22 protein-coding genes are annotated in these 25,241 nt (G+C 74.9%); 9 read left to right on the top strand and 13 right to left on the bottom strand.

Annotated features, from left to right (window positions below):
• Positions 1-79 precede the first annotated feature (79 nt).
• On the top strand, positions 80-1,261 hold the full coding sequence (locus tag AB0910_RS11585; protein WP_366744482.1) for a type ISP restriction/modification enzyme: 1,182 nt from the start codon (positions 80-82) through the stop codon (positions 1,259-1,261).
• A 372-nt stretch (positions 1,262-1,633) separates the two neighbouring features.
• Here the strand turns inward: AB0910_RS11585 and AB0910_RS11580 are convergent, their stop codons facing one another.
• Both AB0910_RS11580 and AB0910_RS11575 read right to left on the bottom strand, forming a co-directional pair.
• Positions 1,634-1,897, bottom strand: coding sequence for a hypothetical protein (locus tag AB0910_RS11580; protein ID WP_366744348.1), 264 nt, complete (start codon positions 1,895-1,897; stop codon positions 1,634-1,636).
• A gap of 299 nt (positions 1,898-2,196) precedes the next feature.
• A complete protein-coding gene (locus tag AB0910_RS11575) occupies positions 2,197-3,081 on the bottom strand; it encodes an SGNH/GDSL hydrolase family protein (RefSeq protein WP_366744347.1) in 885 nt (294 codons plus the stop codon).
• 694 nt (positions 3,082-3,775) lie between these two features.
• Between AB0910_RS11575 and AB0910_RS11570 the strand changes: the two genes are divergently transcribed.
• Genes AB0910_RS11570 through AB0910_RS11560 form a run of 3 tightly spaced genes read left to right on the top strand, consistent with a single transcriptional unit; the run spans position 3,776 to position 6,461 of the window.
• Positions 3,776-4,627: a glycosyltransferase family 2 protein gene (locus AB0910_RS11570; protein WP_366744481.1), complete on the top strand. Its 852-nt coding sequence runs from the start codon at positions 3,776-3,778 to the stop codon at positions 4,625-4,627.
• Positions 4,624-5,652, top strand: a complete 1,029-nt coding sequence (locus AB0910_RS11565) for a glycosyltransferase family 2 protein (RefSeq protein WP_366744346.1) — start codon at positions 4,624-4,626, stop codon at positions 5,650-5,652. The genes AB0910_RS11570 and AB0910_RS11565 overlap by 4 nt, the downstream gene beginning before the upstream one ends.
• Positions 5,653-5,690: 38 nt before the next feature.
• Entirely contained in the window at positions 5,691-6,461 is a 771-nt protein-coding gene (locus tag AB0910_RS11560; RefSeq protein ID WP_366744480.1) for a polysaccharide deacetylase family protein, read from the top strand.
• A 123-nt stretch (positions 6,462-6,584) separates the two neighbouring features.
• Here the strand turns inward: AB0910_RS11560 and AB0910_RS11555 are convergent, their stop codons facing one another.
• The 3 genes from AB0910_RS11555 to dnaE form a co-directional block, all read right to left on the bottom strand.
• A complete protein-coding gene (locus AB0910_RS11555) occupies positions 6,585-6,965 on the bottom strand; it encodes a GntR family transcriptional regulator (protein WP_366744345.1) in 381 nt (126 codons plus the stop codon).
• Positions 6,966-7,066: 101 nt separating this feature from the next.
• Positions 7,067-8,026: a hypothetical protein gene (locus AB0910_RS11550; protein WP_366744344.1), complete on the bottom strand. Its 960-nt coding sequence runs from the start codon at positions 8,024-8,026 to the stop codon at positions 7,067-7,069.
• Positions 8,023-11,580 carry a DNA polymerase III subunit alpha gene (gene dnaE, locus AB0910_RS11545; RefSeq protein ID WP_366744343.1) on the bottom strand — a complete coding sequence of 1,186 codons (3,558 nt, stop codon included), beginning with the start codon at positions 11,578-11,580 and terminating at the stop codon, positions 8,023-8,025. Before dnaE ends, AB0910_RS11550 begins: the two co-directional genes overlap by 4 nt.
• 188 nt (positions 11,581-11,768) lie before the next feature.
• Here dnaE and AB0910_RS11540 point away from each other — a divergent pair, with 188 nt between their 5' ends.
• On the top strand, positions 11,769-12,809 hold the full coding sequence (locus AB0910_RS11540) for a DUF3533 domain-containing protein (protein ID WP_366744342.1): 1,041 nt from the start codon (positions 11,769-11,771) through the stop codon (positions 12,807-12,809).
• A 39-nt stretch (positions 12,810-12,848) separates the two neighbouring features.
• On the opposite strand, the gene AB0910_RS11535 is transcribed toward AB0910_RS11540, so the two are convergent.
• From AB0910_RS11535 to AB0910_RS11525, 3 genes are all read right to left on the bottom strand, one after another.
• A complete protein-coding gene (locus AB0910_RS11535) occupies positions 12,849-13,307 on the bottom strand; it encodes a lamin tail domain-containing protein (RefSeq protein ID WP_366744341.1) in 459 nt (152 codons plus the stop codon).
• Positions 13,308-13,615: 308 nt separating this feature from the next.
• Positions 13,616-14,716, bottom strand: a complete 1,101-nt coding sequence (locus tag AB0910_RS11530) for a S1 family peptidase (protein WP_366744340.1) — start codon at positions 14,714-14,716, stop codon at positions 13,616-13,618.
• 557 nt (positions 14,717-15,273) lie between these two features.
• Complete coding sequence (locus AB0910_RS11525; protein WP_366744339.1) at positions 15,274-16,491, bottom strand: DUF5685 family protein; 1,218 nt, start codon at positions 16,489-16,491, stop codon at positions 15,274-15,276.
• 304 nt (positions 16,492-16,795) lie between these two features.
• Between AB0910_RS11525 and sepF the strand changes: the two genes are divergently transcribed.
• Positions 16,796-17,236, top strand: coding sequence for a cell division protein SepF (gene sepF / locus AB0910_RS11520; RefSeq protein ID WP_366744338.1), 441 nt, complete (start codon positions 16,796-16,798; stop codon positions 17,234-17,236).
• A gap of 73 nt (positions 17,237-17,309) precedes the next feature.
• Here the strand turns inward: sepF and AB0910_RS11515 are convergent, their stop codons facing one another.
• Positions 17,310-18,506 carry an acyl-CoA dehydrogenase family protein gene (locus AB0910_RS11515; RefSeq protein WP_366744337.1) on the bottom strand — a complete coding sequence of 399 codons (1,197 nt, stop codon included), beginning with the start codon at positions 18,504-18,506 and terminating at the stop codon, positions 17,310-17,312.
• A 373-nt stretch (positions 18,507-18,879) separates the two neighbouring features.
• Between AB0910_RS11515 and AB0910_RS11510 the strand changes: the two genes are divergently transcribed.
• Complete coding sequence (locus AB0910_RS11510) at positions 18,880-19,875, top strand: phosphatase PAP2 family protein (RefSeq protein WP_366744336.1); 996 nt, start codon at positions 18,880-18,882, stop codon at positions 19,873-19,875.
• A gap of 145 nt (positions 19,876-20,020) precedes the next feature.
• Here the strand turns inward: AB0910_RS11510 and AB0910_RS11505 are convergent, their stop codons facing one another.
• A complete protein-coding gene (locus AB0910_RS11505; protein ID WP_366744335.1) occupies positions 20,021-20,236 on the bottom strand; it encodes an I78 family peptidase inhibitor in 216 nt (71 codons plus the stop codon).
• Positions 20,237-20,776: 540 nt separating this feature from the next.
• On the opposite strand from AB0910_RS11505, the gene AB0910_RS11500 reads away from it, so the two are divergent.
• Positions 20,777-21,565, top strand: a complete 789-nt coding sequence (locus tag AB0910_RS11500) for a hypothetical protein (protein WP_366744479.1) — start codon at positions 20,777-20,779, stop codon at positions 21,563-21,565.
• A gap of 161 nt (positions 21,566-21,726) precedes the next feature.
• Positions 21,727-22,017 carry a hypothetical protein gene (locus AB0910_RS11495; RefSeq protein WP_366744334.1) on the top strand — a complete coding sequence of 97 codons (291 nt, stop codon included), beginning with the start codon at positions 21,727-21,729 and terminating at the stop codon, positions 22,015-22,017.
• A gap of 78 nt (positions 22,018-22,095) precedes the next feature.
• Here the strand turns inward: AB0910_RS11495 and der are convergent, their stop codons facing one another.
• From der to cmk, 3 genes are all read right to left on the bottom strand, one after another.
• On the bottom strand, positions 22,096-23,562 hold the full coding sequence (gene der / locus AB0910_RS11490) for a ribosome biogenesis GTPase Der (protein WP_366744333.1): 1,467 nt from the start codon (positions 23,560-23,562) through the stop codon (positions 22,096-22,098).
• A 132-nt stretch (positions 23,563-23,694) separates the two neighbouring features.
• Positions 23,695-24,363, bottom strand: a complete 669-nt coding sequence (locus AB0910_RS11485; RefSeq protein WP_366744332.1) for a lysophospholipid acyltransferase family protein — start codon at positions 24,361-24,363, stop codon at positions 23,695-23,697.
• Positions 24,360-25,082 (bottom strand): (d)CMP kinase, encoded by a 723-nt coding sequence (cmk, locus tag AB0910_RS11480; RefSeq protein WP_366744331.1) that lies wholly within the window; start codon positions 25,080-25,082, stop codon positions 24,360-24,362. The genes AB0910_RS11485 and cmk overlap by 4 nt, the downstream gene beginning before the upstream one ends.
• Positions 25,083-25,241 lie beyond the last annotated feature (159 nt).

The raw sequence follows: 25,241 nt of genomic DNA, 5'->3' as shown, positions 1-25,241 counted from the left end.
GAAGCTACCGACGACGAGGGGGTGCGGGGTGGCCGAGACGACCGCGGCACCCGCCGGGACTCCGCTGCTCGCCGACCTGATGCCGTGGTCGGTGGCGCCGCTGCGGCTGGGCAGGGAGTGGGTTCTCGCACCGGAGGCGGCCTCGCTCACGGCGCGCTGGGACCGGCTCGTACAAGCCGAAGGCGCCGAGCGCGACGCCCTGTTCACGCCGACCAGGGCCCGTACCCAGCACACGGCGGTGGCCGCGCTGCCCGGCGGCGCCTGCGGCACCGCGCGCTTCGCCCGGGAGCACGGGCCCTGCCCCGAGCCGCGGCGGGTGGCGCACGGCCCGTTCGACGAGCAGTGGCTCATCCCCGACCACCGGCTGATCGACGCGGCACGCCCCGAGCTGTGGCGGGTCGCAGACGCCGCACAGGTCTTCGCGGTCGAGCAGGGGCATGCGCCGGGCGCGGCGGGCCCCGCGCTGCTCGTCTGCGCGCCGCTGCCCGACGGCCACTCCCCCGCGGGCCGCCCGGGGCGCGTGCGGCCGCTGTACCGCAGGCCGGGCGGCACCGAGCCGAACCTCGCCCCCGGGCTCACAGAGCTGCTTGCCGCGCGCTACGGGCAGGAGGTCGGCCCCGACGAGGTGCTGGCCTGGGCCGCGGCGGCCGCGGTGGGCGGCAGGGGCGGCTGCGCCGTGCCGCTGCCCGCGGACCCCGCGCTGTGGGCGGAGGGCGTGGCGCTCGGCGGTGAACTGGTGCGGATCCAGCTGCGCGGCGCGCGCGGCGGCGAGCGGCCGCGACTGCCCGGCGGCCGCCGGCCCTACGTACGCGCCGCGCTGCCCGCGCGCCCCGGCACGATCGCCTACACGGCGCAGGACGAGACGCTGCACCTGGGCGAGGCGGGCCGGATCGCGCCGGTGCCGGAGGGGGCGTGGGAGTACCGGGTCGGCGGGGTGCGGATGCTGGAGCTGTGGTTCGAGCGGCGGGCCGTGCACGCGGAGGACGGGACACTCGCGGCGATCGGGCCCGCGGTGTGGCCCAGGGCCTGGACGTCGGAACTGCTCGAACTGGTCACCGTGCTGGGGCTGCTCGCCGCGCTGGCGCCCCGCCAGGAGGCGCTGGCCGCCGCGTGCGCGCGGGCCGCGGCCGCGGGCCGGACGGTCGACCGCGAGGCGCTGCGCGCGGCGGGCGTGCTGCCCGCCCCGGCGACCGCGCGGCGGCCCGCTTCGGTGCTCGACCACCACGAGGAGGGCCCCGAGGGGCAGTTCGCCCTCCTGTGACGCCCCGTGCCGACGACGGGACCGAACCGGGCGCCCGGGGGCCCGGGTTGCCGTCCACGGCCCGCGCGCGCGACGAGGGGACGCGCCAGGAGGCCGGGCTGGGCGCAGTACGACGCCCCGCGGCCCGCGCGCCCGGAGAGGCGGGCTCGGCGTCGCCGTGCGCGAGCGCGTGCGGGGCGGGGAGCACGGGCTCGGGCACGGCACGGGACCGTACGGGGAGCGGGCGGGACATCGCCGGACGCGGCTACGGGCGCCGCACGGGTGGGCGCGGCGGCCGCCCGGCCACGCGGGGACGCGGCACGGACGCCGAGGCCCGGAGGGACTCGCCCGGCCGGCCGCTCCGGGGCGACGGGCCAGGACGGGCGGGAACGCTCAGTCGCGGTTGCCGAACAGGGAGCGCCGCAGCCGGCGCAGCGGAGCGAACAGCGAGACCCTGGCACTCCTGCGCTGAGGGGTGCGCGTGTGGTCGCGCGTGGTGAGCTCCCGCATCAGCAGCGTCGCCTCCGCCGCCTCCCCCGCGGACACGACGGGACCGCCGAGCACCGCGAGGTGGCGGTCGAGACGCGAACTGGTCGCGCTCGTCCCGCATGTGATCGCAGGGACTCGCGCCCTGCTGTGCGCCGTTATCTGCTTCATCTCACTCCCCACCCGTACGACTGGGCCCGGCCCCGGGCAGATTAACCCTATCGCTACGCCATGACACCCGTGTATCCCCGTCCCCGGGATCAACCACACCCGTAAGTGTTGCGCTGTTCCGAATATTTCAGGGCGAGTTGGACACTTTGCCCGCCAACTCCCTTGCCAGATGTCCGGTTCATTCCGTTACGCGCGAGAACCGCCCCTCCTATCTTCCCCGGGAACAGTCTCCGTCACGCCTGTCCGGACGCGGCCGGAGCGCCCGCCCGGGGCCGTGCGGCCGCCGGGCGGGGGCGGATTCAGGACGCCGCGGCGGTGAAGACCGGCAGGTAGCCGCCGGACTGGCCGGCCGCCGTGGGGTGGTACGACTCCTCGATGTCCAGGACGTTCACGCTGTGCAGCCAGACGGTCCCGCTGGAGCAGATCTCGTGGCCGGTGAACGCCTGGGTGACGTCGGCGAAGGTGAAGCCGTGGTCGGCGGCGCGCTTGGCGGTGACGGAGTTGATGTGGTCGGCGGCGTTGTTGATCGCGGAGCGCTTCGCCTCGCTGAGGCCCACGACGCAGGAGCCGTCGAGCTCGTAGAAGCGCGGGTAGCCGAGGACGACGACGTGTGCGTGGGGCGCCTTGGCGCGGATGTCGCTGTAGAGGGTGTCGAGCGCGCCGGGGAGCGTGTTGTCGATATAGCTGTTGGCGGTGGCGATGCCGCTGAGGCAGGTGGCCTCCGACTTGAGGACACATGTCGTCATGACGTCGGAGAATCCGGCGTCGTTGCCGCCGATGGTGATCGAGACCAGGTCGGTCGCGGAGCTGAGGGCCGTGAGCTGGCTGGACTCGACATCACCCGTACGAGCGCCCGAGCAGGCGACGAAGCTGAAGGTGGCGGGGGCGTGGGCGGCGGCCCACAGGGCGGGGTAGCCGGCGGAGCTGCGCTTGCAGTCGCCGCTCGCGCTGTCGTAGCTGCCGGAGCCGAGGCCGGAGGAGTACGAGTCCCCGAGCGCGACGTAGGCGGTGCCTGCGGCGGGCGCGGCCTGCGCCGCCGCTGCCGTGGTGAGGGAGAGCGCGAGGCCCGCGGCGAGCGCGGAGGCGAGGGCGCCGAGTCTGCGCCTGCGGGGGCGCGGCGCCCGGCCGGGGGCCGCGGCGGAGGATGCGCCCGAGGAGGGCGAAGTGGAACGGGACAGTTTCATGGAACCTCCCCTAACAGTTCTGACCGCCACTCAGCGGTGTGCGGCCGTCAACTGTCGTACCAGCGGGCCCCCTCCACTGGAAGTGGACATGTCATTGATATGTCGGTTCACCGACCTGTCGCCCAACACGCCCGCGCACGGCACGTACGGGGCTTACGGCACGCACGGGCACGGGGCGCGCGCAGCGCGCGGAAAAGAGCCCGCGTACACCCCGTCGGGAAACGGGAAAACAGCCGGCGACTTCCGGCGACCACTGGGGCGGAAGAAAACCAGTGGGACGGAATGAGACGTGTAAAGACCCGGCGGGGAATGGCCAATACCGAGAAAGGCAAGGCTCCTCACCCGGTCTTGCCCTACAGCCCCCTTCGTCAATATCGTCGTACATCCACCCGCATCGGGGTCCGTGGCGCATACCGGCAAAAGGGGAGGGGCTCGAAAGCCGGAAGGACCGATGCGGAGCGCGGCAGGGGGGTGCCGCACCCGGTGTCAGCGACGGGCATCGCGCCTGCGCGGACGGCGCCGAGTCGCGGCCGTGCACGGCCAGTTGGACCAGCTCAGCAGGGTGCGCACAGTCCGCTGCCGCGCGCCGGGGCTGAGAACCCCCCTTTCGAACCGGAAACCCAGCCGGACCGCCCGGGGGCGGGCGGTCCGCCGGACGAGAGGGAATTGAATCGTGAGCTCCATTCTGCGCCCGGTGGTCACGGGCCTCGACCGGTTGACGCCGCCTCGCAGGAACGCCGAGGAGTACCGGCCGGTCTCGTCCCATCTCGCGATCGCTCCGCCGGTCAGCGTGGTCATTCCGGCGATGAACGAGGCGGAGAATCTTCCGTACGTGTTCAAGACGCTTCCCGACTGGATTCACGAGGTCGTCCTCGTGGACGGCGACTCCACCGACGACACCGTGGCGGTGGCCGAGCGGCTGTGGCCGGGCGTCACCGTCGTGCGGCAGCGGGGCAAGGGCAAGGGCGACGCCCTGATCAGCGGCTTCGCGGCCTGCACCGGCGACATCATCGTGATGGTCGACGCGGACGGCTCCGCCGACGGCCAGGAGATCGTCAGCTACGTCTCCGCGCTCGTCTCGGGCGCCGACTTCGCCAAGGGGTCCCGCTTCGCCAACGGCGGCGGCACGGACGACATGACCTTCGTACGAAGACTCGGCAACCGCGTCCTGTGCGCGGCGGTCAACGCCAAGTTCGGGGCGCGGTACACCGACCTCTGCTACGGATACAACGCGTTCTGGCGCCACTGCCTGGACGCCATCACGCTGGACTGCACCGGCTTCGAGGTCGAGACCCTGATGAACGTACGGGTCGTCAAGGCGGGCCTGAAGGTGCAGGAGATACCGAGCCACGAGTACGGGCGCATCCACGGCGCCTCCAACCTGAGCGCCGTCAGGGACGGCCTGCGCGTGCTCAGGGTCATCGTGCGGGAGAAGGGGGTGCCGCGCTCGGGCCGCCGCTGGACCGGGCGCCCCGGCGCGTTCGGCGGCGTCCCCGCGGGCCGGGCGCCCCTCGGCCGGGCGCCGCTCGGCGGGGAGGCGCCGTGAGCGGGCGCGTGCGGGCGTACACGGTGGTGATCTGCGTCTACACCGAGGAGCGCTGGACCGGCATCCTCGCCGCGGTCGACTCGGCGCGCGGGCAGTCGCTCGCGCCGCTCGAAACGCTGGTCGTGGTGGACCACGACGAGGCGCTGCGGGCGCGGCTCGCCGCGGTGTTCGCGGCGGCCGAGGGGGTGCGGGTGCTCGCCAACGCCGGGCCACGCGGCCTGTCGTCGGGGCGCAACACGGGTGTGGCGGCGGCGCGCGGGGAGATCGTCGCGTTCCTCGACGACGACGCCGTCGCCGAGCCCGGCTGGCTGCGGCACCTCGACGCCGCGTACGACGACGAGCGGGTCATCGCGGTCGGCGGGCGCACGCTGCCCGTCTGGGCGTCGGGGCGGCGGCCCGCCTGGTTCCCCGAGGAGTTCGACTGGGTGGTGGGCGCCACGTACCGGGGCCTGCCCGAGGGGCTTGTGCGGGTGCGCAACGTGCTCGGCGGCAACGCGTCGTTCCGGCGCACGGCGTTCGACGCGGCCGGCGGGTTCGCCACCGGCATCGGCCGCGACGGCGGCAGGCGGCCCCTCGGCTGCGAGGAGACCGAGCTGTGCATCCGCGTGGCGCGCGCCGTGCCCGGCGCGGCGATCGTCATCGACGACCGCGCGGTCATCCACCACAAGGTGCCGCACGCGCGGGAGCGGTTCGCCTACTTCAGGGCGCGCGCGTACGCGGAGGGCCTGTCGAAGGCGCTGGTGGCGCGCAGCGTCGGCGCGGCGAAGGGCCTCGAAGCCGAGCGCCGCTACGTGACCCGGGCGCTGCCCGCAGGGGTGGCGAGGGGCCTGGGCGACGCGGCGCGCGGGCGGCCGGGCGGGGCGGGCCGTGCTGCGGCGATCGTCGTCGGCGTGCTGACGGCGGCGTGCGGCTACGCCGTGGGCCTCGCCCGCACCCGGGGCGGCGCCGCGGCCTTCTCCCACGGTCCCGTCGGCCCGCCGGAGCGGTCGGCCGCCGTGCCGGGCGGCGGGGCGGGTGCGGCGTGAGGTGCCGGGAGCCGCGGGAGGCTGCCGTGCCGGTCCTGATGTACCACGCGGTGGCGCACGAGCCGTCCCCCGCGGTGCGTGCGCTCTCCGTGGCGCCCGGGGCGTTCGCCGAGCAGATGGCGGTGCTGCACGAGCGGGGCAGGACACCGCTGACCGCGGCGGCGCTCGGCGAGGCGTGGCGGCGGGGCCGCGCGCTGCCGCCGCGCCCGGTGCTGATCACTTTCGACGACGGGTACGCGGGCGTGCACCGGCACGCCCTGCCCGTCCTGGCGGCGCGGGGCTTCGCCGCGACGCTGTTCGTGACGACGGGCTGGCTGCGGGGCGCCGCAGGGGCGCGCGGCGCGCCCGACACGATGCTCGACTGGGGACAGGTGCGCGAACTCGCCGCGGCCGGCGTCGAGATCGGCGGGCACAGCCACACCCACCCGCAGCTCGACCAGCTGGCGGCGGCGCCCCTGCGGGCCGAGGTCGAGCGCTGCCGCGACCTCACGGCGCAGGAGACGGGGACGCCGCCGGTCTCCTTCGCCTACCCCTTCGGCTACGCGGACCGGCGGGTGCGGCGCGCCGTCAGGGAGGCGGGCTTCGCCCAGTCGCTCGCGGTGCGCAACGCCCTGGCCCGCAGGGACCAGGGCCCGTACGCCCTGGCCCGCCTGACGGTCCGCAGGACGACGACGACCGAGGAGTTCGCCCGGCTGGTGGAAGGAGAGGGCATCGCCAGGGCCTACGCCGTCGACCGCGCCCTGACCAAGGCGTACGCCCTGCCCCGCAGAACCCGCGCGGCGGCCCGCCGGGCCACAGGAAGGATGTAGGCAGGCACGCGGGGACCCGCGCGGCGGGCGTACGCGGCCCGGGACGTGCGGCGCCCGGCCCGCTCCCGTGCGGGCGGGGCGTCCGTGCTCACCGCCGCCCCACGGACCGGGGGGCTCCGGGCGCTAAGCCCCCCGCCCGTAGGCCGCGCGCAGGGCGTCGGCGGCGGCCGCGCGCGCCTCGTCCTCGGTGAGGCCCAGACGGCGGGCGCGCTGGGCGAAGGCGGCGGCTGCGCCTGCGGCCTCGTGCGCGGCCGCGTCCCCGGTCGCCGCGACGAACGTGCCGTTGCGGCCGCGCGTCTCGATCACTCCGTCGGCCTCCAGCGCGCGGTACGCCTTCGCCACGGTGTTGGCGGCGAGCCCGAGGTCCGCGGCGAGGCCGCGCACGGTGGGCAGCCGGTAGCCGACCGGCAGGGAACCGTCCCTGGCCCGGTCCGCGATCTGGGACCGCACCTGCTCGTAGGGCGCGGGCCCGCTCTCGGGGTCGATCTCGATCTGCAACGTCACCCCCCGATTCTCTCCCGCGCGCCCGCCCGCCGGAAAAAGCCGCGCAGCCGCACTCCGAGCCGGACCGACCGCGCCACCGCAGCCGGTGCGCACCCCGGCGCTCACGCCGCCAGCGTGCCCGGGCGGATGGCGGTGGGGCCGAAGCGGGCGCGTACGCGGTCCGCGGTCTCCTCCAGGCGGCGGGCGCGGTCGTCCGCGGGGTCGAAGGTGAGCTGGCGGGTGGCGCGTTCGGCGGGGACGAGGGATTCGGCGCGCAGCGAGAGGGCGCGGACCCTGGCGCGCTGGAGGCCGAGCCGCTCGTGCATCCGGTACGCGGCGTCGGTGAGCGCGGGGGTGTGGGCGGTCGCCTCGGGCAGGGTCCTGGTGCGCGGGGTGGCCGAGCCGTCCGCGTAGCGCACCACCAGGGTCAGCGTGCGGCACGCCTGGCCGCGGTCGCGGAGCCCCGCGCCCAGTTCCCCGGCCGCGGACAGCAGGGCGCCACGGTGGGCGCCGTGGTCAAGCTCGTCGCGGGCGAAGGCGCGCTCCGCCGCGAGCACGGTGGCGCCCCCGTCCGCGACCACCGCCGTGCGGTCGATGCCGTGCGCCTTCTCGTACACCGCGCGCCCGGCCCGTACGCCGAGGAGGCGCTGGAGGGTGGCGAGCGGGACGGCCGCGGCCTTGCCCACGGTGTCGAGGCCGTAGCCGCGCAGGGTGCGGGCCGTCGCGGCGCCGACGCCCGGCAGCGCGCCGACCGGGCGGGGCGCGAGGAACGCGGCGGCGGCGCGCGCGTCGTCCTCCACCGCGACCGTCTCGCCGTGGGCCGCCAGGCGCGCGGCCATGCGGGCGAGCAGCGGGGTGGCAGCGACGCCGAGGGCGCAGTCGGCGCTCGCGTACGCGAGCGTGCGCACCCGCAGCACCGAGGCGAGATGGGCCGCGTCCCGGCCGAAGTACCGCTCGGCACCCGCGACGTCGACCAGCGCGGTGTCCGGCGGCAGCGCCTGGACCACCGGGCTGATGCCGCGTGCCACGCCGAGCAGGTCGGGCAGCGCCGCGCCGTCGCGCAGCCGAACACAGATGATCATCCGGCGCTCCCCGGGCTCGCGTGCCACAGCTTCCGTCCCGTGCCGGGACCCTCGCCCGCGGGACGCAGGTCGGCCCAGGGGTTCATCCGGTAGCCGGTGGGGAGGTGGATACGGCGGTCGCCGCCCGGGGCGCCCCGGCCGTCGGGCGGGCCGCCCGGCCCCTCGCCGTCCCCTGCGCCGCCCGCGGCCAGCGCCGCGGCGACCGCTTCGAGGCCCTCGCGCTCGCGGAGTTCCGCCAGCTCGGCGAGGTTCCAGGCGCGCGCCCCCACCACGCTCAGGCTGCGCTGCCCGCGCCGCTGCACCACTCCGCGCACCAGCAGCAGCCAGGAGTGGAAGACGGTGTGGGCGCACGCCTCGTGCGAGTCGTCGAAGAAGGCCAGGTCCACCAGGCCCGTGCCGTCGTCGAGCGTGGTGAAGACGACCCGCCTGCCGGAGCGGATCGGCGGCGTCTGGGTGGCCACCTTGGCGCCGGCGACCAGCACCGTCGTGCCGTGCGGCACGTCGCGCAGCCGCTTCGCCCCGTACACGCCGAGCTCGGCGAGGAAGGCGTGGTGGTCGTCCATCAGGTTCCTGGACGCGTCCATGGACAGCACGCCGAGCTCGGCGCTGAGCCGCTCCGTGTCGTCCAGGTCGGGCAGGCCGACCGCCGCGGTCCTGCGCCCCTCCCCCAGCGGCAGCTGCGCGCCGGTCCCGCCCCTGCGTGCGCCCCTGCCGCGCTGGGCGGCGCCCAGTTCTGACAGGTGCAGCAGCAGGTCACGCCTGTTGGCGCCGAACGCGTCCAACGCGCCGACCTGCGCGAGCCGTTCGGCCACCGGCCGGCCGGGCCGCGCGCGCTGCCAGAAGTCGAGCAGCGAGGTGTACGGCTGCCCCGCGGCGATGCGCTCGCTCTCCGCCTCGCTGATGCCGTGCACGTCACCGAGTGCGAGCCGCAGGCCCCAGCGCCCCGCCACCGGCCCACTCTCGGACACCAGTTCGACCCGATGGGTGACCGCCGACCTGTTCACGTCGAGCGGCAGCAGCGGCACCCCGCGCCGCCGCGCGTCGGCGAGCAGCAGCCGCTTCGGGTACATCCCCGGGTCGTGGGTGAGCAGCCCCGCGTAGAAGGCCGCGGGGTGGTGCGCCTTCAGCCACGCCGACTGGTACGTGGGCACCGCGAACGCGACCGCGTGCGCCTTGCAGAAGCCGTACGAACCGAACGCCTCGACGATCTCCCAGGCGCGCGCGACGGTGCCGGGGCCGTATCCCCGCGCGGCGGTGGCGCGTTCGAACCAGGCGCGGATCGCGCCCTGCGCATCGGGGTCCGACAGGCCGCGCCGCACCCGGTCGGCCTCCTCGGGGCCGCAGCCGGTCATGATGTCGAGCATCCTGATGATCTGCTCGTGGAAGACGACCACGCCGTAGGTCTCCTCCAGCGCGCCTCGCAGGTCGTCGTGCGGGTAGCGCACGGGCGCCCTGCCGTGCCGCGCCTCGATGAAGGGCCGCACCATGTCGGCCGCGACGGGCCCTGGGCGGAACAGTGAGATGTCCACGACCAGGTCGTGGAAGGTGGCGGGCTGGAGCCTGCCCACCAGGTCGCGCTGGCCCGGCGACTCGATCTGGAAGCAGCCGAGCGTCTCGGCCGAGCGGATCAGCCGGTAGGTCTCCTGATCGCCGTCCGGCACCTGCGCGGGGTCGTCGAGGTCGATCTCCTCGCCGGTGGCGCGGCGGATCTCGGCGACGGCGTGGGCCATCGCCGACTGCATCCGCACGCCCAGCACGTCCAGCTTGAGCAGGCCGAGGTCCTCGACGTCCTCCTTGTCGAACTGGGACATCGGGAAGTTCTCGCCGCTGGTCGGCACGACCGGGGTGCGGCGCAGCAGCGAGGCGTCGGAGAGCAGCACGCCGCAGGGGTGCATGGCGACGCCGCGGGGCAGCGCGTCCAGCGCCTCCACCAGCTCCCAGAACCTGCCGTAACGTTTCTTCTCCTGCGCGAGGCCCGCCAGCTCGGGCAGCTCGGCGAGCGCGGTCCGCGCGTCCTTCGCCCGGATGTGCGGGAACGCCTTGGCGATCCGGTCGATCTCGGCCGGGTCCATCGAGAGCGCTGCGCCGACGTCCCGTACGGCGTGCCGCACCCGGTACGTCTCCGGCATGGCGACGGCGGCGACCCTGCGGGGCCCGAAGCGGCCGAGGATCGCGCGGTAGACCTCCAGGCGGCGCGCGGATTCCACGTCGATGTCGATGTCGGGCAGGCCGGGGCGGCGGGTGGAGAGGAACCGCTCCATCAGCAGGCCGTGTCCGACCGGGTCTGCGGGGGCCATCCCCAGCAGGTGGTTGACGAGCGACCCGGCGCCCGAGCCGCGCGCCGCGACCCGGATGCCCATCCCCCTGATGTCGTCGCACACCCCGGCGACGGTGAGGAAGTACGAGGCGAAGCCGAACGCGTCGATCGTGCGCAGCTCCGCGTCCAGCCGCCGCCAGTAGTCGCGGCGGTCGGGCCGCAGGTCGTAGCCGCGCGCGACCATCCCCGCCGCGGCGCGCGAGCGCAGCACCCTGGCGGCGGTCCTGTGCTCGGCGCCGACCAGGCGGGGCTCGGGGAAGTGCACGTTGTGCGCGCCGAACCCCCGGCTCATGTCGATCACGCCGATGTCGTCCGCCGGGTCGACCCGGCAGGCGTCGGCGGTGCGCTCGGTCAGTTCGAGCAGCCGCACCGCGGTGTCGCGCCCGAGCCCCGCGGCCTCGGCCACCCGCAGGGCGGTACGCGCCATCTCCGCCGCGCCCTTCAGCCAGCGCTCGCCCGTGTCGAGCCCCTTGCGCGGGTCGACGGGGACGAGCCTGCGGGCCGCGTCGAGCACGTCGGCGACCGGGCCGGAGCCGGGGTCCGCGTACCGCACGGCGTTGCCGAGCACGGCGGGCACACCCTGCTCGACGGCGAAGCCGAGGGTGCGGGCGGCGTGGCGCAGCGAGCCGGGGCCCGTGCCGGTGCGGCCGTGGTGCACGACCTCGAGGCGCAGGTGGCCGCCGTACGCCTCACGCCAGGGCGCGAGCAGCCCGGCCGCGCGGTCGGGCCGGCCCGCGGCGAGGGCGCGGCCGACCTCGGAGTCGGGGCCGAGGAGCACGGTGAGGGCGTCGCCGTGGTTGTCCTCCCAGCCGAGCAGGGGGGACCCGGCCCCGGAGCCGTGCGCGGTGGAGACGAGGCGGCACAGGTCGGCCCAGCCGGCCGCACCGTCACGGGCGAGGAAGACGGCGCGGGGTGCCGACTCGTCGACAAAGGCACCGCCGCGCACCGGCCCGGCGCGGCGGCGCGCCGCGGCCTCGCCGACCCCCTCGGGCCGCCCGCCCGCGCCCACCGGCGCCACCGCGAGGTCCGCGCCGAACAGCGGGCGCACCCCCGCCGCCTCGCACGCCTTGGCGAACCTGACGGCGCCCGCGAGGGTGTCGCGGTCGGTCAGGGCGAGCGCGTCGAGGCCGCGCTCGGCGGCGCGCCCGGCCAGCGCCGCCGGGTGGGAGGCGCCGTAGCGCAGGGAGAACCCGGAGGCGGTGTGCAGATGCGTGAATGTGGATACCGACGCCCCCACCGACACCTCCGCACCTCCGCTTCTCCGACCCTCGTGACACCGCCCCCACGCGCCCCACCATAACCAGTTTCGAACGCACGTGCGAACGACGCGGGAGTGCGCCGCAGGAGGGCGCCAGGCACCCGCCCGGCCAGCCATTCAGCCCTCCCCACCTGGGGGGAAGGCGGCTGCGGGCCGACGGTGGAGACATGGCGTTCATGGACGAGGTCAAGACAGCCGTCACCCCGAGGGCCGCACTGCTGGTGTTCGGCACGCTCGCGCTCCAGCTGCTGTTCATCGCGTCGTACGTGGGCGCGCTGCACCACCCGGAGCCGACGGACGTGAAGGTCGCGGTGGTGGCGCCCGGCGGCACCGCGGACCGGGCGGCGGCGCAGCTGCGGCGGCTCCCCGGCGGCCCGCTCTCGCCCCGGGTGCTGCCGGACGAGGCGGCGGCGCGGCGGCAGCTGCTCGACCGGGACGTCGACGCGGCGCTGATCGTCGACCCGCGCGGCTCGACCGACACCCTGCTGGTCGCCTCGGGCCAGGGGACGGCGGAGACCAGTGCGCTGCTGAACGTCTTCGGTCAGGTGGAACAGCAGCAGCAGCGCGCCCTGCGGCCCGTGGACGTGGCCCCCGCCTCGCCGCGGGACGCGGACGGGCTCTCGTCGTTCTACCTGGTCGTCGGCTGGTGCGTGGGCGGCTACCTGTGCGCGGCGATCCTCGCGGTCAGCGCGGGCGCCCGCCCCGCGAACCGCGCGAGGGCGCTGATCCGGCTCGCGACGACCGCGCTCTACGCGATCGCGGGCGGCCTGCTCGGCGCGGTGATCACGGGCCCGGTCCTGGACGCGCTGCCGGGCAGCGTCTGGGCGCTGTGGGGCCTCGGCGCCCTGACGGTCTTCGCGGTGGGCGCGGCGACGCTGGCCTTCCAGACGCTTTTCGGGGTGGTGGGCATCGGCGTCGCGATCCTGGTGGTCGTCATCGGCGGCAACCCGAGCGCGGGCGGCGCCTTCCCGCTGCCGCTGCTGCCGGACTTCTGGCGGGCGATCGGCCCGGCGCTGCCGGTGGGCGCCGCCACCTGGACGGCCCGCTCGATCGCGTACTTCCGGGGCAGCGCGGTGACCGGGCCGCTGCTCGTGCTCTCGGCGTGGGCGCTCGGCGGCATCCTGGTCAGCATGGCGGCTGTGGGCCTGCGCGGCGGGCGGCGCGGGGCGGCGGAGCCTCCCGCGCCCCGGCACGCCGCCGCGCCGTGACGCGGGGCCGGGGGCCGGGGGCGGGGAGCGTGCGCCGGGTCAGCACATGACGTAGTCGACCCGGGTGGAGTTGTAGGAGCAGGTGTCCGCCTTCGCCCCGGTGGACTTCTTCAGCGTCGCCGTGTCCTTGTCGTTGTTCCAGACGTAGGCGGCGCGGCCCTGGTACCGGTTGGCCGCCGTGTTGGTGCCCTTGCCGGTGTGCACGGTGACCGTCTTGCCCTTGCCGAGCGTGTACGCGCCGAAGGTGTACGTGTGGCGCGACGCGTCGGTCAGCGTCCAGCCCTTGAGGCTGACCGACGCGGACGTGGTGTTGCGGATCTGCACGTACTCGGCGTTGAGGCTGGCGTTCGAGCCGTGGTCCGCGCCCGGGCTGTCGTAGTAGATCTTGTACAGGTGCACGGAGCCTGCGGCCGCCTGCGCCTGCGCGGGCAGCAGCGCCACCCCGGCGGCCACGGAGACCGCCGCCGCGGCGGCGGACAGGGTACGGAGACGGGACATTCGGGACCCCCCACGGGTACTCCGGGCGTCTCGAACACGCCCGGCAGAAAAGCAGATTAAGTGCACATCAGGCTTCTCCCTCCCCCGGTTACAGAATCGGGACATCTCCCGGGCGCGCCCGCCGCCGCCCGGCCGCCGCGGCGGCGGGCGCACGGCCGGGCGCACGGCCGGGGGCCGGGTCGGGGATGCGGATCCCCGACCCGGCCCCCGGGTCCTGTCCTTGCTCTTGTCGCGTCCCGCCGTCCGGGCGCGCTGCCCCGCTGTTCCCTCCTGCCGCGCCGGTCCCGCGGGGCGTGTGCGCGGCCGGTTCAGCCGATCTCGGCGCCGAAGGCCGAGAGCGCCGCGGGCACCGGCTGGAAGAACGTCTCCCCGCCGGAGGTGCAGTCGCCGCTGCCGCCCGACGTCAGCCCGATCGCGGTGCTGCCCGAGAACAGCGAGCCGCCGCTGTCGCCCGGCTCCGCGCAGACGTCGGTCTGGATCAGACCGTTGACGACGTCGCCGTTGCCGTAGTTGACGGTGGCGTCGAGCCCGGTCACCGTGCCGTCGTGGACGTGGGTGGTCGAGCCGCTGCGCGACACGTTCATCCCGACCGTCGCGTCACCGGCGCCGGTGATCTTCTGGGTGGACCCGTCGTACAGGTCCACCTCGCTCGGGTGCGGGGTGTCGGAGGACGCGTACTTCACCAGCCCGTAGTCGTGGCCCGGGAACTCGGAACCGGCGTTGGAGCCGAGCTCGTTGCCCTGCCCGTCCGTCCAGTCGGTGATCTCGCTGGTGCAGTGGCCGGCCGTCAGGAAGTACGGCTCACCGCCCTTGACCACGTTGAAGCCGAGCGAGCAGCGGCCGCCCGACCCCTCGATCGCGTCGCCGCCCGCGATGAACGGCTTGAACTCCCCGGCGGAACGCTTCAGCTCCGCCTTGCCGCCGAGGTCCTTGACCGCGTCCGTCAGTCTGGCGAGCGCGCTGCCGGTGACGGTGCGGTCGGCCGTGACGACCACCTTGTCGGTCCTGGGGTCGATCGCCCAGGCCGTGCCCGCGACGGACGACGCGGTGCCGGACACCGTCTTCGCCGCGGCGTGCAGGTCGCTCAGCGAGTTCGTGACGATCTTGGCGCGGCCGCCCGCCTGCCGCACGGTGTCGGCGGCGTCGCCGTTGAGGACGTTGACGACGAGCGCCTTGGTCTTCGTGTCGTAGTACGAGCCCGCCGTGTCCTGCGAGCCGAGGTCCTTGCCGAGGGACGACGAGAGCTTTCCGGCCGCCACCGGGGTGAGCGCCTTCACCGTGTAACCGGGCGTTCCCTCGCTGGCGTTCGCACTCTGAAACGTGACGCCCGCCATCACCAGGGCTATCGCGGCGCCTCCCGCGACCGCCGCGCGCTTGCCGGTTATGCGACGTCGCTGACCGTTCTTCATATATGAGCCTCCTGTGGGGGACCGCGCCGGGAGCATGTGGGGTGCCCCGGCACGGAGGATGTGGCCGCCCACTATGGCGAAACTCGCGAGTAGCACACAACCCCCCGCCGGCGGTCTCGTCTGTGAACCTGCCGTGTCACGGACCACACGGCGCGCGGCGCCGCGCAGGCCCTGGCCGACCTGCCGGGATTCCGGTTCGCGAACGCCCCGCCACCCGCGCGGGGTTCGGTCCTCACGCGTCCGCCATGGCGGAAATCGCGCTGTGCCCTCCGCGTCCGCGGGGGCCGGCGGGGCGCGCCGCGTCCGCTCGCGCGGGCGGCTCCCGATGCGGTCCATACCATTCCGGTTCCGCGGCCGAACGCTCCGGCCACGACCCCGCGAGGCCCCGCGACCCGCACGCCCGCGCCCGAGTACTTTTCCCGGCCCGGACGCCCGCCGCCGGCGCGCGCGGGCCTCCCGGCCGCCGCGCGGACCCTTCTCCCCCTCGCCCTCCGGCCGTTCACCGCCGCCGCGCCGCCGGCCCGGCGGGCGGGCCCCGCGGGCCCCTTCCCGATCGGTCAGCAGTCGCAGCAGTCGCACCCGTCACAGCAGTCGCAGTCGGAACAGCACTGGCAGCAGTCGCCGCACCCGGAGCAGTCGCAGGCGCGGCAGAGCCCCTCGCGCCTGCGGCCCGACCAGGGCCCTTCGAACTCCTCGGCGCAGCAGGCACGGCAGGTGCAGCACAGCCCCGTGAGCACCGCGCAGCCGGCGAGCAGCCCGCGCCCGCCGGGCGGGCGCGGCCCCTCGGGGTCCCCGGGGTCCCCGAGGTCCCCGGGCCCGCCGGGCCCGCCGGGCCCCGGCGGGGCGTACGGGGTCCGCGGGTCGTGCGGCGCCCCCGGCGCCTCCTGTCCCGCCACTCCCGCGCGGTGCGCGCAGCCCGCCGTGCCGAACGCGCGGTCCACAGCGGCCCCCGGCTCGTGCGCGAGCAGGGCGTGTACGAGGCGTCCTTCGGCGAACTCGGCGTCCCGCAGGGCGAGCCGGATGCCGTGCACCGCGTCGTCGGCGAGCCTGCGCGCCTCGGCGCGCGGGGTGCGGGTCGCGGTGAGCGGGTTCCAGGCGCCCGCCGCCGCGTCGGCCGCCCGGTCCTCCACGGCGTCGAGGAGGTGGGCGAGGCGCCCGAACAACCTGCCCGCCTCGGCGAGCGGCGCCCGGTTGCCCGGCCGCCCGGCGAGCACCGCGGTGTGCGCGAACGCGGCGGCCGTCGCCGTCTCGGTGGGCTCCGTCACCGCGAGCAGCGCGTGGACCCCGGTCCCCGCCGCCGCCTCGACCTCCGCCTGCCGGGCCGCCGCCCCGACGAGCACGTCCGTGTCGAAGCCGAGTGCGGCGCCGGTCCGCGCGCCCGCGGTGACCCAGCCGGCCGCGGCCCTGCGCGCCACCGCTGCGACCGGGCGGCGGCGCAGCACGCCGTCGCCGTCGTCGGCGTGGTCGCGTATCTTCGCCGACGCGAGGACGAGCGAGACGGCGGCGGCGAGCCGCGGGCCCTCGCCCAGCGCGACCGGGGCGGTGCGCATGCCGCGCAGGGGGCAGGGGCCCGCCGTGCGGCGCGCCTTCCGCGAGCGCGGCGCCTGCGCCTCCGTCAGGACGGAGACGATCAGGCCGTCGTAGTGGGTGGCCGCACGCGCCAGCTGGCCGTGGTCGGCGCGGAGCGCCAGACAGAGCCCGCACAGATGTGCCAGCCACTCGGCCCTGAGGTCGCCGGCGAGCCGGTGGGCGCAGGGTCTGATGATTCCGAACATGGCCGTCTCCCCCGTGAGTCCGTGCGCCGGCCCGGGTCCTGCGCGGGTCGGCGTGCGGATCGCATCGTATCGGCGGATCGCTCATGTGTACGCCTGATACATCACCCGTCCGGCCGGAAATTCATATTTCGTGCTCATACATCCGCCGCGTCGGGGAAGAACGCTGACGAACCGCCATATCCTGTGTGCCAGTAGCGTCACGAATCAACTGCACGGCGGCTATCCCCTTGGCGCGGAATCCGCATGATGGACGACCATAGAGGGGATGCGGAACCACAAGTGACCGCGGTGAAAGGAGGCGTCCATGGGATCGGTGCGCAAGGCGAGCGCCTGGCTGGGCCTCGTCGAGGACAATGACGAGCGGTACTACGACGACGAGTACTCCGAAGGTGTCGAGACCGGAAGCGGCGACGCCTGGAAGACCGACCTCCGCCTCCAGGCCCCCGTGGAGGCCGCCGAGGACCACGACCGCAGGATCGCCACCGTGTCCCCCGACAGCTTCCGGGACGCGCGGGCGATCGGCGAGCTGTTCCGCGACGGCGTCCCCGTCATCGTCAACCTGACGGCGATGGAGCCCGCGGACGCGAAGCGGGTGGTGGACTTCGCCGCGGGGCTGATCTTCGGCCTGCGCGGCTCGATCGACCGCGTCGCCAACCGCGTCTTCCTGCTGACCCCCGCCCACACCGAGATCGTCTCGGGCGACGGCGGCAGCCGCGCCCAGGACGGCTTCTTCAACCAGAGCTGAGCAGGGCCGCTCACCGGCACCGCGGCACACCCGGGCGCCGGAGCGCCGCGCGGGCCCGCACGCGGGGCGCGCGTCAGCGGAAGGCATCGAGACCGGTGAGCGCCTTGCCCAGCACCAACTGGTGCATTTCCACCGTCCCTTCGTAGGTGAGCACGGACTCCAGGTTCGTGGCGTGGCGCATCACCGGGTACTCCAGGGAGATCCCGTTGGCGCCGAGGATCGTCCGTGCGGTGCGGCAGATAGCGATCGCCTCCCGTACGTTGTTCAGCTTGCCGAAACTGACCTGCTCGGGCCTGAGGGTCCCCGCGTCCATCCGCCGCCCGAGGTGGTGCGCGAGCAGGATGCCCTTGTGCAGTTCGAGCGCCATGTCGGCGAGCTTGGCCTGGGTGAGCTGGAAGCCGCCGATGGGCCTGCCGAACTGCTCGCGCTCGCGCGCGTAGCCGAGGGCCGCCTCGAAGCAGGCACGCGCCGCGCCCATGGCGCCCCACACGATCCCGTACCGCGCCTGGTTCAGGCAGCTCAGCGGGGCGCCGAGACCCTGCGCCCCGGGCAGCGCCGCGTCGGCGGGCAGCCGTACGCCGTCGAGCACCAGCTCGCTGGTGACCGAGGCGCGCAGCGACCACTTGTGCCTGATCTCCGGCGCGGAGAAGCCCGGCGTGTCCGCCGGCACCAGGAAGCCCCGCACCCCCTCGTCGGTGGCGGCCCAGACGACCGCGACCCCGGCCACGCTGCCGTTGGTGATCCACATCTTGCGGCCCTCGATGACCCAGTCGCCCCCGTCGCGCCTGGCCCGGGTGCGCATCCCCGCGGGGTCGGAACCGTGGTCGGGCTCCGTGAGGCCGAAGCAGCCGAGGGTCTCGCCCGCCGCCATCGGCGGCAGCCAGCGCTGCTTCTGCTCCTCGGACCCGAAGCGGTGGATCGCGTACATCGCGAGCGAGCCCTGTACGGAGACAAGGGAGCGGATACCGGAGTCCGCGGCCTCGAACTCCAGGCACGCGAGGCCGTACTGCACGGCGCTCGCCCCCGCGCAGCCGTACCCCTCCAGGTGCATGCCGAGGGCGCCGAGGCCGCCGAGCTCGCGGGCCAGCTCCCGTACGCCGGGCAGTTCGCCGCGCTCGTACCAGTCGGCCACCTCCGGCAGGATCCGGTCGGCCGACCAGGCGCGCACGGTGTCGCGGACGGCCAGGTCCTCGGGTCCGAGCAGGTCGTCGATGCCGATCGGGTCGCCCGGGTCGAAGGGCGGGCGTTTCGCGGCGGACGACTGGGACATGGGCTTACCTCCGGCGGCACCTGGAAACCGGCCGTGCTGATCACGGCCCGGTGAGGCTACGGGTCCCGGCGGCCGGACGTCCACAGCGGGCCGCCGCCCGGCGGCCCCGGCGGACCCGTCAGCCCCACCCGTACCGCGGGCCCGCCGGCAGCCGAGCGGCCGGGAAATTCCGCGCGACACCCCGGTGAACGCATTTCGAGCGGCGCACGTATTGGACACCGCTCGGCAAGCCGAATAAATAAGAACAAGATCAACTGGATTTCGGGAACCGGGCCGGATAAACCGTGATCTGAGACATACTCCACATCACATCGTCATCACAAAGAGACCTGAGCGACCTGTACACACACTCACTCGCTGTAACGTCGATTAGGTGCGTACCGACATCTTTGCCCGCCTCGACCGGGAGCCGGAGCCGCCGAAGATAGAGCCGCCGCGGATGAGCTCCACCCGCACGGCCCTCTTCGGGGCGACGTTGGCGTTCTACGTCGTCGTCGTCGCGGCCGTGCTCACCAACTCCTGGCTGGTGGCACTGGACTGGAAGACGATGCTCTTCCGGCCCTACCAGCAGTGGCCCGGGCTGCACGCGTTCCTCGACTACTTCGTGGTCCTCGGGCAGCGCGGCCCCACCGCCGTGATGATCGCCGCCTGGCTGGGCTGGCGGTCCTGGCGGCAGCACACGCTCAGGCCGCTGCTCGTCCTCGGCACCTCCCTGCTCCTGCTGAACGCGACCGTCGGCGCGGTCAAGCTGGGGCTCGGCAGGCAGGGGCCGCACTACGCGACCCAGATCGGCTCGCCCGAACTCTTCTCCGGCGGCGACATATTTCCCTCGGGCCACACCGCGAACGCGGTCGTGACCTGGGGCATCCTCGCCTATCTCGCCACCACCCCGCGGACCCGCCGCTATCTCTCCCTCGGCTCGTCGGCCCTCTCCCTCGGCGTCGGCGCGACCACGGTCTACCTCGGTACGCACTGGGTCAGCGACGTGCTGCTCGGCTGGGCGGCCGGGCTGCTGATCCTGCTGGCCATGCCCTGGTTCGAGCCGATGATCGGCCGCGCGGAGCTGGCGATCTTCGGGGTGCGCGACCGCTGGCGCGCCTACCGCAGAGCTGCGCGGCGCGCCCCGGGCGGCGTGCGCCCGGGGCAGCCGCCGCTGCGCCCGGCCGCGGGGGACGACGACGAGCAGCCGCGCAAGCCGGTCGGCGCGGGCCGCGGGCCCGCCGCTCCCCCCGCGTGCCCCTCGGGCGGCGCGGGGACGGGGACGCTCGCGCAGTCGAGGGCGCACCACCCGGTGCGCTCGGACCACTCCCCGATCACCCCGTCGGGCAGCCGCAGACCCCCGCAGTCCCGGCAGGTCACGGGCGGCTGAGCAGCCCGGCGTACGCACACGGCGGCGCGCGGCGCGGAGAGATCCGCGGCGCGCGCCGCCTTTCGTAGTGCCTGCGGGGCCGCTCCCGGCCTCGTAGGGGCCCCGCGCTCCCGTGCCTGCCGGGTCCCTGCGGGGCGCCCGTACGTCAGCCGCGCCAGCAGCGGGTCACGGTGCCCTCGTCCACCTCGAAGTTCAGCCGGCCCTCGCGGAACTCCAGCGTCACGACGGAACCGGGCGGCAGCGCGCGCACGGTGGTCCAGCCCCGCTCGCGCGCCCTGCGCTCGGCGGCCCCCGCGTCGAGGCCCACATAGGTCTCGGGGGCGTCGTCCTGGCCCTGCGGCGATCCTGAAGTGTGTGCCATGGGTTCACCGTAGGTGTCCGCGCCCCGCGGAGGGAAGGCGGCGACCGGGCCGGGCCCCCCTTTCGGCCCACCGGAGTCACACTTCTGTCACAGAATCCCGATGCCTCGCCGACCGTAATCGCAGAGCCGCGCTTCTTCCTGCGCCGCACGCTCCCCGGAATGTCGTACGCCCGACGCCACGGTGAATTTCAGGGCTCCCTGCACTCGTGTCCATGACGGTTTTCGAGACCTCCAAAAAATAGTCGATAATGCCCGCCCAAAAGGGGACGTGCATTTTCGAACACCGTGCGGAGCAGCCGTGGAGAGGCGCGGGCGGGCGCCCTCGCGAGTGCCTCCGCACCCCGCGCGAGGCGGGGCGCCCCGCCTCGGCACGCGCCCGCGCGGCGGCCACGGCCCGCGCCCCCCGGCGGGCCCGGGGGCGGCTCCCTGGGAGATTCGATTTCGCGCGTACCGCGTGCGTGACCCCGGCGACGGCTCGCCCGTTGTCTTCGTATGAGCCGGGAACAGCCCGGCCCCACGTACCAGTTCGAGGAGCCACCCGTGCCGCGCATGCTCGACGTCAGTGAAGACGTACGTGCCGAGATCGGCGACGAAGAAGCCGACAGGCTGCTCGCAGGCGAGAACTCGCCGGGCAGTTACGACTGCACCTCCTGCCGCACGCCGGGCGACTCGGAGCAGGAGCGGACGAGCACGGTGCTGTTCGTCGGTGAGGAGACCGCGGTCCTCGCCTTCGCCCACGCCTCCTGCATCCCCTCCCAGGTGGTGCAGGTGGCGGAGGACCAGCTCCAGGGGGCGGTCAGGTCCATCACCGGTGCCGAGGGCGGCGCGCCCGCCGCGCCCGCCGCGCCCGCCGTCGGCGAGCAGGCGGTCCTCGGGGTCACCAGCGGCCTGGTGCTGATCGAGGGCGACCTGCACCCCGCCCTGGTCGTGGAGCCCACGGCGCCCATCGCGCGGCCCGGTACCACGGGCCCCGACCAGTTCCTCCAGCTCCTCGTGGAGCAGGGCTTCCAGCCGGTCGCCGACCTGTCGGCGGTGCCCGCCGCGCTGCCCGGCTGGTCGGTCCTGCTCGCCATGGGCCAGCTGCACGCGGTGCTCCAGCCGGGGCCGAACGGCGGCGGCCAGGTGGCGTGGTGGCAGGCGCACCAGCCGCTCCAGGTGACCGAGGGCTGGCGGGCTGAGGCCAACAAGTCGAACACGGTCCTGGTGTTCGCCGCGCCGGTCGGCTCCATCGGCCAGCAGCCGCGCGAGGACCTGCTGCGGGACGCGCTCGACAAGGCGGCGGCCGACGGCCGCCTCGTCGCGGCCGCGATGCCGCTGGCGGGCACGTGACGGCGCCGTACCCGGCGGGCCCGCGCGCCGCGGAGGCGGTCTCCGGCGGCCGCCGGGCCAAAACCCGGACAATAACGGACGACGGCCCGCATCCCACCGGTCCCGGGGTCGTTGGGCGGTATGTGCACCCATACGAATCGACCCGAGCCCATCTCCCCTCGATGCGTCCCGCGCAGGACCTGGTGGACGGATACAGCACCACGCCGATCTACGACGCGCTGTACTCCGAGTACCTGAGGTCGTTCAGAGCCCTGCCGGGCGACCGCAGCGGCGAGGAGGACCTCGGCTTCACGGCCTTCGGGATCGGTACGGTCCCCAGGCCCGGCCAGCTCGGCCGGTACGGGGAGCGCCCCGTGCACCAGGGGCAGTGGCAGCGCGACCCCCAGCAGCCCCAGCGGCCCGCGCGGCACGCCGCCGCGGCGCTGCCGCCGGGGCCGCGCCGCTCCTCCTGAGCCGCACGGGGACACTCGCCGGAAAGGGTGCGGGGGTGGGCGGTGGCCCGGCCACCGCCCACCCCCGCAGCCCGCGGGTCACTTCTTGCGGCCGCGCTTCTCCCGCACCCGCACCGAGATGTGGATCGGGGTCCCCTCGAAGCCGAACTCCTCGCGGAGCCTGCGCTCCACGAATCTGCGGTAGCCCGCCTCGATGAACCCGGAAGCGAACAGCACGAACCTGGGTGGCCTCGTGCCCGCCTGCGTGCCGAAGAGGATGCGCGGCTGCTTGCCGCCCCTGATCGGGTGCGGGTGGCCCGCGACGAGTTCGCCGAGGAAGGCGTTGAGCCTGCCGGTCGGCACCCGGGTCTCCCAGCCCGCGAGGGCCGTCTCGATCGCCGGGACCAGCTTCTCCATGTGGCGCCCGGTGCGCGCCGACACGTTGACCCGGGGCGCCCATCCGACCTGCGCGAGCTCCGTCTCGATCTCACGCTCCAGGTAGTAGCGGCGCTCCTCGTCCAGCGTGTCCCACTTGTTGTACGCGATGACGAGGGCGCGGCCCGCCTCCACGGCCATCGTGATGATGCGCTGGTCCTGGACGCTGATGGACTCGCTGGTGTCGATCAGGACGATCGCCACCTCGGCCTTCTCGACGGCGGCCGCGGTGCGCAGGGACGCGTAGTAGTCGGCGCCCTCCTGCATGTGGACCCGGCGGCGGATGCCCGCGGTGTCGACGAACTTCCATGTGGTCCCGCCGAGTTCGATGAGCTCGTCGACCGGGTCGCGGGTGGTGCCCGCGATGTCGCTGACGACCACGCGCTCCTGCCCTGCGAGCTTGTTCAGCAGGGACGACTTGCCGACGTTCGGGCGGCCGACGAGCGCGATGCGGCGCGGGCCGCCGACCGCCGAGCCGAAGGTGTCGCGGGGTGCGTCGGGCAGCGCGTCGAGCACGGCGTCGAGCATGTCGCCCGTGCCGCGCCCGTGCAGCGCGGAGACGGGGTGCGGCTCGCCGAGCCCGAGGGACCAGAGCATGGCCGCGTCGGCCTCGCCGCTCTGGCCGTCGACCTTGTTGGCGCAGAGCACGACGGGCTTGCCCGCCTTGCGCAGCAGCCGTACGACGGCGCCGTCCGTGTCGGTGGCGCCGACCGTGGCGTCCACCACGAAGATCGCCGCGTCGGCCGCGTCCATCGCGTACTCGGCCTGGGCCGCGACGGAGGCGTCGAGGCCCAGCACGTCCTGCTCCCAGCCGCCGGTGTCGACGACCTTGAAGCGGCGGCCCGCCCACTCGGCCTCGTACGTCACCCGGTCCCTGGTGACGCCGGGGCGGTCCTCGACGACCGCCTCGCGGCGGCCGATGATGCGGTTGACGAGCGTCGACTTGCCGACATTGGGGCGGCCCACGACGGCGACGACGGGCAGCGGGCCGTGGCCGGCCTCGTCGATGGCGCCCTCGACGTCCTCGGGGTCGAAGCCCTCCTGCGCGGCGATCTCCATGAACTCCGCGTACTCGGCGTCGCCGAGTTCACCGTGCTCGTCGCCCGAGCCGGCTGTGGTCTGGTCGTCCATGAGAAGTGCGTACCTCGTTCGTCCGTCGTGATCGGTGGCAGCGCGAGGGCGCGCCACCGGTGGTGCGGGCCGCACCCGTGTGCGGCCGGGCGGCCCCTGCGCCGTCCGCCGCGGGGCCTGCCTGCCGCGGTGTCAGCGGCCGGTGAGCTGCCGCGCGGCCTTCAGGTGGGCGGTCAGCTGCTGCTGGACGTGCACGGCCGCGTCGTCGAGTGCGGCGCGGGTGCGGCCGTCCGAGGAGACCTGGAAGGGGTCGCCGAAGACGACGTCGACGCGGCCGCGTATCGGGGGCAGCGCCCGTATCAGCCGGCCTGGCCGGTCCGAGCTTCCCAGCACCGCGACGGGCACCACCGGCGCACCGGAGCGGACCGCGAAGTACGTGAGTCCGGCGCGCAGCGCCCCGAAGTCGCCGCCCGCCCGGGTGCCCTCGGGGAATATCCCGAGCGCCTTGCCGTCGGCGAGCACGTCCAACGCGTCCATTATGGCGGCTCGGTCGACCGCCTTGCGGTCCACGCTCAGCTGGCCGATGGAGCGCAGGAAGGTGCCGAGCGGCCCGATGAACGCCTCCTTCTTGATCAGGAAGTGCACCGGCCGGGGCGCGAGGCCCATCACCAGGGGCCCGTCGACGTTGTGGGAGTGGTTGACGGCCAGTATCACGGGGCCCTGCGCCGGCACCCGCCAGGAGCCGAGGACCCGGGCGTTCCACAGGCCGTTGATCAGCCCGATGCCGAGCCCCCTGCCGAAGGCGGCACCGCGCTCCGACGCCGCGGCGCGGCGCCCGCGGGGGGTTGCGGACGGGCTCACCTGGCGGCCCGCTTCTCCTCGACCAGCGCGACGATGCGGTCGATGACCTGGGCCAGGGTGAGGTCGGTCGTGTCGATCTCGGTGGCGTCCTCCGCCTTGGCGAGCGGGGAGGTCTTACGGGTCGAGTCGGCCGCGTCCCGCTGGATCAGGGCCTCCTTGGTGGCGGCGACGGCCGCGCCCGAGGTGGCGCCGAGCTCGCCGCTGCGGCGGGCGGCGCGGGCCTCGGCCGAGGCGGTGAGGAAGATCTTGACGTCGGCGTCGGGCAGGACGGTCGTGCCGATGTCCCGGCCCTCGACGACGATGCCGTGGGGCGCGGAAGCGGCGATGGAGCGCTGGAGCCCCGTGATGACCTCGCGCACCTCGGGCACGGCGCTGACCGCGCTGACGTTCGCGGTGACCTCGGGCGTACGGATGGGACCCGAGGCGTCGGCGCCGTCGACGGTGATGGCGGGGGCCTCGGGGTCGGTGCCCGAGACGATGGCGGGCTTGCGCGCGAGGGCGGCGACGGCCGACGGGTCGGAGACGTCGACGCCGTTGCCCGTCATCCACCAGGTCATCGCGCGGTACTGCGCGCCGGTGTCGAGGAAGCTCATGCCGAGCCTGGCGGCGACGGCCCGCGAGGTGCTCGACTTGCCGGTGCCCGAGGGGCCGTCGATGGCGACGATCACCGCGGGACCGGTCGCGGGGGCGGCGGGTGCGGCTTGTGCGGCGGTTTCCACGGGGACGGACACCTTCCTGGCTGACGCGGTTACGGGGGGCGCGCTGCTGCGGGCCGGAACGCGCCCTGCGGGGCGCGGGCCCGAACACGTTCCCCGTAGAGGTTACCGACTGCCAGGATCGGCCCGCGCACGTGTACGGCCCGTGCGCCCCGGCGCGGG

Source organism: Streptomyces sp. NPDC047002 (genome assembly GCF_040704505.1).
Classification (GTDB): domain Bacteria; phylum Actinomycetota; class Actinomycetes; order Streptomycetales; family Streptomycetaceae; genus Streptomyces.
Note: the sequence above shows the minus strand (reverse complement) of the source record. Positions and strands in the feature narration are given on the sequence as shown.

Coding starts and splice junctions, on each gene's coding strand:
- AB0910_RS11585 (WP_366744482.1), top strand. CDS start 80: ATGCCGTGGTCGGTGGCGCCGCTGCGGCTGGGCAGGGAGTGGGTTCTC.
- AB0910_RS11580 (WP_366744348.1), bottom strand. CDS start 1,897: ATGAAGCAGATAACGGCGCACAGCAGGGCGCGAGTCCCTGCGATCACA.
- AB0910_RS11575 (WP_366744347.1), bottom strand. CDS start 3,081: ATGAAACTGTCCCGTTCCACTTCGCCCTCCTCGGGCGCATCCTCCGCC.
- AB0910_RS11560 (WP_366744480.1), top strand. CDS start 5,691: ATGTACCACGCGGTGGCGCACGAGCCGTCCCCCGCGGTGCGTGCGCTC.
- AB0910_RS11550 (WP_366744344.1), bottom strand. CDS start 8,026: ATGATCATCTGTGTTCGGCTGCGCGACGGCGCGGCGCTGCCCGACCTG.
- AB0910_RS11540 (WP_366744342.1), top strand. CDS start 11,769: ATGGCGTTCATGGACGAGGTCAAGACAGCCGTCACCCCGAGGGCCGCA.
- AB0910_RS11535 (WP_366744341.1), bottom strand. CDS start 13,307: ATGTCCCGTCTCCGTACCCTGTCCGCCGCCGCGGCGGCGGTCTCCGTG.
- AB0910_RS11530 (WP_366744340.1), bottom strand. CDS start 14,716: ATGAAGAACGGTCAGCGACGTCGCATAACCGGCAAGCGCGCGGCGGTC.
- AB0910_RS11525 (WP_366744339.1), bottom strand. CDS start 16,491: ATGTTCGGAATCATCAGACCCTGCGCCCACCGGCTCGCCGGCGACCTC.
- sepF (WP_366744338.1), top strand. CDS start 16,796: ATGGGATCGGTGCGCAAGGCGAGCGCCTGGCTGGGCCTCGTCGAGGAC.
- AB0910_RS11515 (WP_366744337.1), bottom strand. CDS start 18,506: ATGTCCCAGTCGTCCGCCGCGAAACGCCCGCCCTTCGACCCGGGCGAC.
- AB0910_RS11505 (WP_366744335.1), bottom strand. CDS start 20,236: ATGGCACACACTTCAGGATCGCCGCAGGGCCAGGACGACGCCCCCGAG.
- AB0910_RS11495 (WP_366744334.1), top strand. CDS start 21,727: ATGCGTCCCGCGCAGGACCTGGTGGACGGATACAGCACCACGCCGATC.
- der (WP_366744333.1), bottom strand. CDS start 23,562: ATGGACGACCAGACCACAGCCGGCTCGGGCGACGAGCACGGTGAACTC.